The sequence below is a fragment of the Bacillus cereus G9842 genome, from assembly GCF_000021305.1.
Taxonomy (GTDB): domain Bacteria; phylum Bacillota; class Bacilli; order Bacillales; family Bacillaceae_G; genus Bacillus_A; species Bacillus_A thuringiensis_S.
In genome coordinates this window covers 3,483,811-3,495,949 of the sequence record NC_011772.1, presented here as the reverse complement: position 1 = coordinate 3,495,949, position 12,139 = coordinate 3,483,811, and the positions used below count along the sequence as shown (strand labels likewise).

The following is a 12,139-nucleotide window of genomic DNA, read 5'->3' as shown; positions in this document are numbered from 1 at the left end:
AACTTGTTATTATATGAAAAAGTGTATGAAGAAATAGCGAGAAGAACAACTGCACTTCAAACGATGCAACGGCAAGATGGTACGTGGCGGTTTTGTTTTGAAGGAGCGCCACTAACAGATTGTCATATGATTTTTTTATTAAAATTATTAGGTAGAGATAAAGAGATAGAACCGTTTGTAAAAAGATTAGCATCACTCCAAACAAATGAAGGAACATGGAAATTGTATGAAGATGAAGTGGGTGGTAATTTATCTGCTACAATTCAATCTTATGCTGCCTTACTTGCATCGGAAAAATATACAAAAGAAGATGCGAATATGAAGCGAGCGGAAATGTTTATAAATGAGCGCGGGGGGGTGGCGCGTGCTCATTTTATGACGAAGTTTTTATTAGCGATTCATGGAGAATATGAATATCCTTCTCTCTTTCATTTGCCAACACCAATAATGTTTCTGCAGAACGATTCCCCCCTCAGTATATTTGAATTGAGTAGCTCAGCACGTATCCATTTAATTCCGATGATGTTGTGTTTAAATAAACGATTTCGAGTAGGGAAAAAGTTATTGCCAAATTTAAATCACATTGCAGGCGGGGGCGGAGAATGGTTTCGGGAGGATCGGTCTCCAGTTTTTCAAACGTTATTAAGTGAGGTGAAGAAAATTATAACGTATCCACTTTCTTTGCATCATAAAGGATATGAGGAAGTAGAACGTTTTATGAAAGAGCGTATTGATGAAAATGGAACATTATATAGTTACGCAACTGCCTCGTTTTATATGATTTATGCTTTACTTGCATTAGGGCATTCTATTCAATCGCCAATTATTCAGAAGGCTATAACGGGAATCGCATCTTATATATGGAAGATGGAGAGAGGGAGCCATTTGCAAAACTCTCCGTCAACTGTATGGGATACAGCTTTACTCAGTTATGCTTTGCAAGAAGCTCAAGTTCCGAAAGCAAGTAAAGTGATTCAAAATGCATCAGCGTATTTACTAAGAAAACAGCAAACGAAGAAAGTAGATTGGAGTGTACATGCACCGAATCTATTCCCAGGTGGTTGGGGCTTTTCGGATGTGAATACGATGATTCCAGATATTGATGATACAACTGCTGTGTTAAGAGCACTGGCGCGAAGTAGAGGGGACGAAAATGTAGATAATGCTTGGAAGAGAGCGGTTAATTGGGTTAAAGGATTGCAAAATAATGATGGTGGTTGGGGAGCTTTTGAAAAAGGGGTAACGAGCCGTATATTAGCAAATTTACCAATCGAAAATGCAAGTGATATGATTACAGATCCTTCTACACCAGATATTACAGGAAGAGTGCTAGAGTTTTTTGGGACATATGCGCAAAATGAATTGCCCGAGAAACAAAAACAAAGTGCGATAAATTGGTTAATGAATGTACAAGAGGAAAATGGATCATGGTATGGGAAATGGGGAATTTGTTATATATATGGTACATGGGCAGTGTTGACTGGTTTACGGTCACTAGGAATACCATCTAGCGATCCATCATTAAAACGAGCAGCTTTATGGCTTGAACATATACAGCATGAAGATGGTGGCTGGGGAGAATCTTGCCAAAGTAGTGTGGAAAAAAGATTTGTTACTTTGCCGTTTAGTACACCATCACAAACGGCATGGGCGTTAGATGCTCTCATTTCTTACTATGAAAAAGAAACACCAATCATTCGAAAAGGTATTTCATATTTGCTCTCCAACCCTTATGTAAATGAAAAATATCCTACTGGAACAGGTTTACCAGGTGGGTTTTATATTCGTTATCATAGTTATGCTCATATATATCCGTTGCTTACTTTGGCTCATTATACAAAAAAATATAGAAAATAAACCGAGAGATGTCTCTCGGTTTATTTTGTTGGGTAGTAGGTCCCTTTTGAAAAGAATAAGGTTGTGATGTACCTTATTTTTCGGTTGACTGGGGTTTTTGACGTGCATCAGCGGCATTTGCACGTGCGTTTGCTTCTAAGTCATTGTGGTCAGCGAGTTCGCGAGAGAACTCAACATCAATGCCATCAGTTGCTTTGCTTTGTTTGAAATTCTTTTTGTTCATTCGACACAATCTCCTTGCGTTTATGCGACGTTGCAAAGTTAGTTTGACACAAATAGACTTTTTTATACAAAGAGGAATTGGAAAGCAAAAAGCCGAAATATACAGTATAAGTAATAGAAATGGGGGATAGGAATGGAGTTTTTAAATGGGAAAACAGCTGTTGTAACAGGAGCTGCACAGGGAATTGGAAAAGAGATTGCAAGGGTTTATGCAAAACTAGGGGCGAAAGTATTAATTAGCGATGTAAATGAAGAGAATCTACAAAAGACGACACGTGAGTTATCAGATGAAGGATATGAAGTGTGCTCATATCGATGTGATGTGAGTAATCAAAATGAAGCAAAGTCGTTAATTGAATATGCGGTTCAAAAATTTGGTACATTACATATTTTGGTGAATAATGCTGGAATTACAAGAGACGCAATGTTACATAAAATGGAGAAGTCTGCTTGGGAACAAGTATTACAAGTGAACTTAACTGGAGTTTTTTATTGTATGCAACCAGCGCTTCTTTACATGAGACAACAAGGGTATGGACGCATTATTAACATATCTTCAATTAGTAGAGAAGGAAACATAGGTCAAGCAAATTATGCGGCTACAAAGGCAGGAGTTGTAGGATTAACAAAAACAGCAGCGAAAGAAGTTGGAAGTTTCGGTATTACTTGTAATGCGATTTGTCCGGGGTTTATGGATACAGATATGACAAAAACGATACCAGATAAAGTGAAAGAAAAGATGGTGGGCGCTATTCCAGTTGGTAGAATTGGAACGCCAGAAGATATTGCGAACGCAGCAGCCTTTTTAGCATCAGAATACGCATCTTATATTACAGGTGAAGTATTAAATGTGAGCGGAGGACTGCAAGTTTAAAGGAATACATAATGAAAAGAACCTGACCAGGTAAGTCAGGTTCTTTCTCATTAATTTAAGTTAAGCCAAACGCTCTTCACTTCTGTATAGTTATTTAATGCGTAAGATCCCATTTCACGGCCGAGACCAGATTGTTTAAATCCTCCAAATGGAGATGCTGCATCAAAGACGTTATAACAGTTTACCCATACTGTACCTGCACGTACTTTACTTGCAACATAGTGTGCAGTTTTAACATTTTCTGTCCATACACCAGCAGCTAAGCCAAATTGAGATTTATTCGCACGTTCAATTACTTCATCAATATCGTTAAACGGTATTGCAGAAATAACTGGACCGAAAATTTCTTCTTTTGCGATCGTCATTTCGTCATTTACGTCAGCGAATACTGTAGGAGAAACGAAGTAGCCTTGATCGAATGGATTATTTCCTCCGCAAAGTACTTCAGCGCCTTCTTCAATCCCTTTTTCAATGAAGCCCATTACACGTTTTTGTTGTTCTTCGGAAACGAGAGGACCGATTGTAGTTTCTGGACTTAGACCAGCGCCTTGATTTAATTTTTTAGAATAAAGGACGAGATCAGCCATGACATTATCATACATTTTCTTCGGAACAAATAAGCGTGATCCAGCAGAGCATACTTGTCCTTGGTTAAACATAACACCAGAAAGTGCACCAGGAATCGCGCGAGATAAATCAGCATCTGGCAAGATGATATTTGGTGATTTACCGCCTAACTCAAGTGTAACGCGTTTTAATGATTCGGATGCTTGTCGCATAATTTGTTTACCGACAGGAGTAGAACCGGTAAATGCAATTTTATCAACGAGTGGATGATTAACGAGAGCTTGTCCAGCTGATTCACCGAATCCAGGTACGATATTAATAACACCTTTCGGGAATCCAGCTTCTTCAATTAATTCAGCTAAGTATAGAGCAGATAGTGGAGTTTGTTCTGCAGGTTTTAAAACGATTGTACATCCTGTAGCAAGCGCTGCTCCCATTTTCCACATTGCCATAAGAAGCGGGAAGTTCCAAGGGATAATTTGACCAACGACACCAACAGCTTCATGGCGTGTATAGTTAAAGTAATCACCGGAAACAGGAATTGTTTGACCAACGATTTTCGTAGCCCAGCCAGCGTAATAGCGCATATGCTCAATTGCAAGTGGTATGTCTGCTGCCATTGTTTCACGGATTGGCTTTCCGTTATCTAATGTTTCGAGCTGTGCAAGCTCTTCTTTATGTTCTTCCATTAAATCAGCTAACTTGTACATGAGACGGCTTCGCTCAGCAGTGCTCATACGAGACCAAGGACCTTCGTCAAAAGCCATACGAGCTGCGACTACAGCTTTATGAATATCTTCACGACCAGCTTCAGAAACGACGGCAAGTGTTTCACCAGTTGCTGGGTTAGGTGTTTTAAATGTTTTTCCGGAAGCGCTTTCAATGAAAGATCCATTCACATATAACTTTTTTGTACCTTGAAGAAAATTTTCTACCTTTTCATGAAGATTTACAGCTAGTTGACTCATTGTATAACCCCCTTGAAAATATAATGTAAACGCAGTACGAGACGGCGCTTATTCCGAAATCAAGGATGTGGAAACTAGATGGAAAGCCTCTAATTAAAATCATAATTAATAAATACTGAAAATTCAAATTTCATTTGTGTTACAATTGTAAAAAATATGTAATGTAACAGAACCTTCTATATGATTGTAAAAAATCCTGCTTGTTTTTGCTTTCTAGTAGGAAAAACTAGAAGAACAATGGTACAATAATACATCGTGAGAGGAGGGGGAAAAATGAAAGATTATCATGATGATCCACGCTTTCGAATAGCCCATAGAGAAGCGTTAATTGGTCTTGGACTTGCTATTATTAATTTTATAATATGGTACGGATTCGCTTATGGGCTTGGTAGTAAAAATCCGAGTGAATATACATATGTATTCGGTTTTCCCACATGGTTTTTTTATAGCTGTATCGTTGGATTTATCGTTATGGTTATTTTACTTAGTTTAGTTGTTCGTTTTGTATTTCAAGATATTTCACTCGATGAGGAAGAAAAAAGTGAGGAATAATAGATGAATTGGTATGTAATCATTCCAATGATAATTTCGTTTATCGTTGTATTTTTAATTGGTGTATATGCTTCAAGACGCGTGCAAGCAACTGCTCATAATAAATTTTTACAAGAATATTTTCTAGGTGGGCGTGAGCTAGGCGGTTTATTATTAGCGATGACAATGATTGCTACGTACGGTAGTGCAAGTAGCTTTATTGGTGGCCCTGGTATTGCTTACAATATGGGGCTTGGATGGGTACTGTTATCTGCGATTCAAGTTGTAACAGGGTATATCGTTTTAACGGTTATCGGTAAAAAGTTTGCAATTATCGCTAGGAAGATGGAAGCAATTACTCTTATCGATTATTTAAAAGGGAGATACAATAATAAAGCAGTTGTTATACTCTCTGCGTTATGTATTATTATCTTTTTATTTTCGGCGACAGTAGCCCAGTGGGTCGGCGGTGGACGATTAATTGAGTCACTAACGGGTCTATCGTATACAACAGCACTATTTTTATTTACTTTTTCTGTACTTGTGTACGTATTAATTGGTGGATTTCGTGCAGTCGCGCTATCAGATACATTATTAGGAATCATTATGTTAGTTGGAACGACAATCATTTTAATTGCTACTGTCATTGCTGGTGGTGGAATTGAAAAGATTATGCAGGAACTTGTTCAAATTAATCCAAATTTAATTACACCATTCGGAGCAGATGGCAGTTTAACGAAATCATATGTTACATCATTTTGGATTTTAATTGGAATTGGCGTTGTAGGTTTACCGCAAATTAGCGTGCGTGCCATGTCTTATAAAAATTCAAAAGCTATGCACCAAGCTTTAATAATTGGAACAGTTGTCGTTGGTACAATTATGATCGGTATGCATTTAACAGGTGTATTTGCAAGAGTAGTACTTCCAGGTATAACGGTACCAGATAAAGTAATGCCGCTACTTGCGATGGAAGTGTTGCCACCGTGGTTAGCTGGAGTTTTCTTAGCCGCACCAATGGCAGCGATTATGTCTACAGTAAACTCTTTATTATTACTTGTAAGCTCGTCAATTATTAAAGATATATACGTAAATTACATAAAGAAAGATGCAGCAGACAGTACGATAAAAAAAGGAAGTTTGTGGATTACTGGTATTGTAGGACTACTCGTTTATGCAGCGGCGATTAAACCACCAGATTTTTTAATATGGCTAAATTTATTTTCTTTCGGTGGATTAGAAGCAGCATTCATTTGGCCAATCGTATTAGGGTTATATTGGAGGAAAGGAAATGCTACAGGAGCGCTTGCTTCCATTTTCGTTGGAGTAGGTTCATATATGTGTATTCATCTTTTCTATCCAAATCCGTTCGGTATACATACAGTTGTCTTCCCAATTTGTTTTGCGTTTATCGCTTATGTTATTGGAAGTATGAGTGCTGTAAAAAAAACAGTATAGGTTAGCTGAAGAACGTAGTCCTTATAGGACTGTGTTTTTTCGTATGAATTTGTTCTTTTTTATTCTGTATATCCACGTTTATTCATAAATTAATAACAACTGAGGGGATGGAGTTGAGGTCGATGAAAAAAGTGTTATTTTTAGGAGACCCAGGCATTGATGACTCTTTAGCAATTATGTATGGATTGTTGCATCCTGATATTGATATTGTTGGGGTAGTAACGGGATATGGAAATGTAACACAAGAAAAGGCGACAAGTAATGCCGCATATTTATTGCAAATGGCAGGACGGGAAGATATACCTGTTATTAATGGTGCAAAAATCCCTTTATCCGGAGATGTTACGACGTATTATCCAGAAATTCATGGGGCAGACGGTTTAGGGCCAATTAAACCTCCAAAAACTTTTTTGCCAAATATAAAGCCTTTTTGTGCATTTTTTGATCTTCTTGAAAAATATAAAGGGGAATTAATAATAGTCGATGCTGGTAGATCAACAACACTAGCGACAGCATTTATTTTAGAAAAGCCGATGATGAAGTATGTGAAAGAATATTATATAATGGGCGGTGCTTTCTTAATGCCTGGCAATGTAACACCAGTCGCAGAGGCGAATTTTCATGGTGATCCCATTGCGTCACAATTAGTCATGCAAAATGCTAAAAATGTGACATTAGTACCACTTAACGTTACATCGGAAGCAATTATTACACCGGAAATGGTAAAATATATTACGAAACACTCTAAAACGAGTTTTAATAAGTTAATCGAGCCGATATTTACGTATTATTATAAAGCTTATAGAAAGTTAAATCCGAAAATAAAAGGAAGTCCAGTGCATGACGTCGTTACAATGATGGTTGCGGCAAATCCATCCCTTTTAGATTATGTATATCGTCGTGTCGATGTAGATACAGCTGGAATTGCAAAAGGAGAAAGTATTGCAGATTTCCGTCCTCAACCTGATGCAAAAGCATTAAAAAATTGGGTGCGAATTGGTTGGTCATTACATTATAAAAAATTTCTTGAGGATTTTGTGAAAATCATGACGTAGACATAATAGGAGTATACAAGTTAAAATAATGGAGATGGTTATTCAAATGACCATCTCCATTATTTTGTTTTTTAATGATAAATAGAGAAGAGTTATACAATAGGAGAGGAATTTTACTTGAAAAAAACTATGGTATGCGCAGTAATTGTGGGTATTTTCGTTTTGCTAATATCGGGTAACTTTTTAGTGAAAAAAGTATGGAGTTCAAATAATGATGATGCACAGTATATTGCATCTTTTATTGAAGAACATAAAGATGAAAAAAATAGTGCACTTCTAGTAAAGAGAAATGATAAAGTTGTTTATTCTGTAAATCCCAATGTTGTATTGCCAGTCGCTAGTACGATGAAATTAATTGTGGCGCTTGAATATACGAAACAAGTTACTGAAGGGAAAATTGATTCGTCTAGTTTCGTTTCGATTAATGATGTGAATCGTTATTATGTTCCGAATACAGATGGAGGTGCACAAGATAGATGGCAAAAGTATTTGGAGAAGACAGGCAAGATAACTGAAGGAGCGGTTTCTTTAGAAGAAGTGGCAAAAGGAATGGTTAAGTTTAGTTCGAATGCGAATGCTGAATACTTAATGGAATTGTTAGGATTAGATAACATTAATCGGAATTTACAAAGTTTATCACTTCCTGCACATCAACCACTATTTCCAATCGTTTCATCTTTATATATCCCGGGATATTTGCATAAAGAATTGCATGTTCCAAAATATAAAATAGAAAAAAAGTTAAAAGAAATGTCTCAAGAGCAATATCGTGAATATGCGATGAATATTCATGAACGCTTAAAGAAGAAGGGACCATTATTACAGAAGGAAATTCCGCTTTATTTAGAGGAACGTTACGACAAAATTTGGTCAGATAGATTACCAGCAGCTTCCGCAAATGATTATATGGTATTACTTCAAAAAGCAAACCATAAAGGCGGCTTGACAGAGGCTGAAGAAAAAGTATGGGCAAATATCGTTGAAACAGACATGAGTGCCAAGAAATACCGTAAAACATTTAGACATGCTGGGCAAAAGAATGGTTACACACCATGGACGGTGACAAAAGCAGTTTACGCTATGGATAAACGTGGAAACTGTACAGAAATTGTGTTTTTAGCGAATAATTTAAATGAAGACGATAGTGCAGAAATACGGAAACATTTAGCAAACTTACATTTCCAAGTGTTGCAAAGTGATAAGTATGATGCGACTTTTATTAAATAAACTCGGTGCAGAGAGCACCGAGTTTATTTTTATGTACAAGCACTTTTTTTCTATCTCTGGGTATGATGGGTAGTAATACTTAGGTGAGAGGGGAAAAGGTGATGAAACAGAGTAAGGAAGAGTTTATAAAGAGTGAAGGCGCTGATTTCCCTGGAAAAACATATGTGGATTGTGTATTACAACATGTATTTGATTTTCAACGAAATTACTTATTGAAAGATATGTTTCAAGTGCATAAAGCACATATTACGATGTTGACTGAAGAAAGTTTAATGAAAATAGAAGAAGCTAAAGTTATATTAAACGCACTTAGAAAAGTAGAGCGAATACCAAAAGATAAATTGGTATATACAGAGCAGCATGAAGACCTCTTTTTTTTAGTCGAACATTTAATTTCTCAAGAAGCGAAATGCGATTTTGTAAGTAATATGCATATTGGTAGGAGTAGAAATGATATGGGTGTAACGATGTATCGCATGAGTTTAAGGCGATATGTAATACGGTTAATGGAGCATCATTTGTTATTGCAAGAAAGTATATTACAACTTGCCGATAATCACAAGGAAACGATTATGCCAGCTTATACACATACACAACCAGCACAGCCAACAACATTTGGTCATTATACTTTAGCAATTTATGATACGATGCAAAGAGATTTAGAACGAATGAAAAAAACGTACCAACTTTTAAATCAGTCTCCAATGGGGGCGGCTGCACTCTCTACAACAAGTTTCCCGATTAAACGAGAACGAGTTGCTCATCTACTTGGATTTACAAATGTAATTGAGAACTCATATGATGCTGTTGCCGGGGCGGATTATTTATTGGAAGTTAGCTCGCTACTTATGGTAATGATGACGAACACGAGTAGATGGATTCATGACTTTTTGTTGTTAGCAACGAAAGAATATGACGGTATTACTGTTGCAAAGCCATATGTACAAATCAGTAGTATAATGCCGCAAAAACGAAATCCAGTTTCAATTGAACACGCTCGTGCAATTACGAGTGGTGCTTTAGGAGAAGCATTTACAGTATTTCAAATGATCCATAATACGCCATTTGGTGATATTGTCGATACGGAAGATGACTTGCAGCCGTATTTATATAAAGGAATTGAAAAGACCATTCGTGTTTTTTGTATGATGAATGCAGTTGTTCGAACGATGAAAGTAGAAGAAGAAACGTTGAAAAGTCGTTCCTATAAACATGCAATTACGATAACTGATTTCGCAGATGTTTTAACAAAAAATTATGACATTCCATTTCGGCATGCTCATCATGCAGCAAGTGCTATTGCAAATATGTCATTGGAGCAGAAAAAAGAACTACATGAATTACACTTCAAAGATGTAAATATGTATTTGCAAGAACATTTTAAAATAAATTTATTAGAAAAAGAGTGGAAAGAAATTATATCGCCAGAAGCTTTTATTCAAAAAAGAAATGTATACGGTGGACCGAGTAAAAAAGAAATGGAGCGCATGATTAAAAATCGAAAAGAGTCATTTCAAAATGAAGAAGAGGTATTTGAAAGGGAAAAACAAAGAATTTTACAAGCTGAAACGAATTTGAATTCATTAACTTTGAATATTGTTGAATCGTAAAAGAGGAATTTAGTGAATTAATCGCCAATACTTTATGAAACTATAAATAGGGAGAAGAGATTGTCGATGATTCAATTATATGTATATGAAGAGATTTTTCATTTTAAAGAAGATGTTACAACATTTCTAGAAAAGAATGAGCAGGAAAACAATCTCATATTAGGTGTATTACAAATGGTCCAAGAACCGATATTTATGGGGATAGCGAAACAAGGAGAAGAAATTGCCGTTGTATTTCTGCAAACAGAAGAGAAGAAACAAATCATTGTTGCAACTTCTGAAATTGCAGGAGTAGCTATTGAGGAACTTGCAAAAGAGTTAACGAAAGTATACCCGGATATTCCTGGATTGATCGGTAATAAGAAAATTGTACAGAAATTAGCGGAAGAGATTGCGGTATTAGAAAATAAGAAAACGAATGTTGCAATGGAGCAAGGTGTGTATGAGCTGAACAAAGTAAAGAAGAGGTGTAATGCGAACGGACTTTTCCGGGCAGTAAATAATGATGAATTACCATTAATAGAACAGTGGATATATCAATTTTGTGAAGATGTAAAGCTTCCTACTACGAAAGAAGAAGCAAAACAAACTGCGCATACATTAATAACTACAAATCGACTGTTTGGTTTGGAAGTGGATAGGAAACTCGTTTCTGTAGCTGCAAAAACGAGACCAACTAAAAATAATATAACAGTTAATTTTGTATATACGCCGAAAGAAGCAAGGAAAAAGGGATACGCATCTAATTGTGTAGCGGCACTTAGTCAACGTATGTTAGATGAAGGGTACAAGACGACTACGTTATATACTGATCTAGCGAATCCGACATCTAATAAAATTTATCAAGAAATCGGTTATGAGCAAATTGCGGAGTCTGTGCTTATATTTTTAGAGAAGTAGAACAAAAAGGTGTGCTAAAATAGCACGCCTTTTTATTATTCATCAATCCTAATAACCTCGCCTTGAGGGAAGTCCTCAGTTTCTAGTAAGTTACGAATAGCTTTCGCAACATATTCAGGTGATAATAGTTTTCCTTCTTCTTTTAATGCAATGAAGCGGTCCAAATTTATAAAATCTTCTTTATTTGTTTCACGAATTTGTGATTGCATATTTGTATCAACAACACCAGGTGCAAAAGCGACGATTTTTACTGGATATTCTTTTTCTACTTCTTCAGTTGCTACGCACTGTGTAAACATATTTACACCAGCTTTCGTTGTGCAATAAGCGCCCCAGCCAAAGTAAGGATTTTTTCCTGCACCAGATGAAATGTTAATAACGCGTTTATCTACTTTCCAGCCTTTCGTATGCTTCATAAACGTAGATGTAAGAATCATAGGTGCAAGTAAATTAATGTGAACGTTCGTAATGAATTGTTCGCTTTCAGCTTTTTCAATTGGCTTCATAGGTGCAACTGTACCCGCATTATTAATTAAATGAATAGAGGATACATTTTCTTTTCTAATAGATGAAATGATCTCTTTAAAGTTAGTTTCTAAGTTATGTACATCTTGAAGATCTAGGGAATGAAAAATGCAATTGCTGTTATATTGTTCTGCAAGTTTAGTAAGCTCTTTATTTTCTCTTCTAGAAATAGAGATGACAGTTGTATTTTTTTCTAATAATTGCGTGGCAATAGCTTCCCCTAAACCTTGTGAAGTTCCTGTTATAATAACATAGCGCATAGTTTTATAAACTCCTCTCATATGTGCGGAATTTTGTTGGACAACGTACATCCCATAGGTTGTCTACATTTTATAGTATAGAGCA

Annotated in this window: 11 protein-coding genes; 8 read left to right on the top strand and 3 right to left on the bottom strand. The window is 36.3% G+C overall.

The annotated features are described in order from the left end of the window. Nucleotides 1-3 precede the first annotated feature (3 nt). A complete protein-coding gene (locus tag BCG9842_RS17430; RefSeq protein WP_000928168.1) occupies nt 4-1,857 on the top strand; it encodes a terpene cyclase/mutase family protein in 1,854 nt (617 codons plus the stop codon). A gap of 73 nt (nt 1,858-1,930) precedes the next feature. Here BCG9842_RS17430 and BCG9842_RS17425 read toward each other — a convergent pair whose 3' ends face one another. Beyond that, on the bottom strand, nt 1,931-2,080 hold the full coding sequence (locus BCG9842_RS17425) for a YfhD family protein (RefSeq protein ID WP_001035811.1): 150 nt from the start codon (nt 2,078-2,080) through the stop codon (nt 1,931-1,933). 132 nt (nt 2,081-2,212) lie between these two features. Between BCG9842_RS17425 and fabG the strand changes: the two genes are divergently transcribed. After that, on the top strand, nt 2,213-2,953 hold the full coding sequence (gene fabG, locus BCG9842_RS17420; RefSeq protein WP_000395038.1) for a 3-oxoacyl-ACP reductase FabG: 741 nt from the start codon (nt 2,213-2,215) through the stop codon (nt 2,951-2,953). Between the two features lie 50 nt (nt 2,954-3,003). On the opposite strand, the gene dhaS is transcribed toward fabG, so the two are convergent. Further along, complete coding sequence (gene dhaS, locus BCG9842_RS17415) at nt 3,004-4,488, bottom strand: aldehyde dehydrogenase DhaS (protein ID WP_000080306.1); 1,485 nt, start codon at nt 4,486-4,488, stop codon at nt 3,004-3,006. Nucleotides 4,489-4,761: 273 nt separating this feature from the next. Between dhaS and BCG9842_RS17410 the strand changes: the two genes are divergently transcribed. The 6 genes from BCG9842_RS17410 (at nt 4,762) to BCG9842_RS17385 (ending at nt 11,269) form a co-directional block, all read left to right on the top strand. Beyond that, nucleotides 4,762-5,040, top strand: coding sequence for a YhdT family protein (locus BCG9842_RS17410; protein WP_000656243.1), 279 nt, complete (start codon nt 4,762-4,764; stop codon nt 5,038-5,040). Nucleotides 5,041-5,043: 3 nt separating this feature from the next. Next, the gene (panF, locus tag BCG9842_RS17405) at nt 5,044-6,477 is read left to right on the top strand and encodes a sodium/pantothenate symporter (protein ID WP_001104822.1); all 1,434 of its coding nucleotides are present in this window, start codon (nt 5,044-5,046) and stop codon (nt 6,475-6,477) included. Between the two features lie 122 nt (nt 6,478-6,599). Further along, nucleotides 6,600-7,532 carry a nucleoside hydrolase gene (locus BCG9842_RS17400; RefSeq protein WP_000756463.1) on the top strand — a complete coding sequence of 311 codons (933 nt, stop codon included), beginning with the start codon at nt 6,600-6,602 and terminating at the stop codon, nt 7,530-7,532. A 117-nt stretch (nt 7,533-7,649) separates the two neighbouring features. Then, a complete protein-coding gene (locus tag BCG9842_RS17395) occupies nt 7,650-8,759 on the top strand; it encodes a serine hydrolase (RefSeq protein ID WP_000753478.1) in 1,110 nt (369 codons plus the stop codon). Between the two features lie 101 nt (nt 8,760-8,860). Then, complete coding sequence (gene argH, locus BCG9842_RS17390; protein ID WP_000813973.1) at nt 8,861-10,369, top strand: argininosuccinate lyase; 1,509 nt, start codon at nt 8,861-8,863, stop codon at nt 10,367-10,369. A 66-nt stretch (nt 10,370-10,435) separates the two neighbouring features. Next, nucleotides 10,436-11,269, top strand: coding sequence for a GNAT family N-acetyltransferase (locus BCG9842_RS17385; RefSeq protein WP_000615512.1), 834 nt, complete (start codon nt 10,436-10,438; stop codon nt 11,267-11,269). A 35-nt stretch (nt 11,270-11,304) separates the two neighbouring features. Here the strand turns inward: BCG9842_RS17385 and BCG9842_RS17380 are convergent, their stop codons facing one another. Then, nucleotides 11,305-12,054: a (S)-benzoin forming benzil reductase gene (locus BCG9842_RS17380; protein WP_001271058.1), complete on the bottom strand. Its 750-nt coding sequence runs from the start codon at nt 12,052-12,054 to the stop codon at nt 11,305-11,307. Nucleotides 12,055-12,139: the final 85 nt, after the last annotated feature.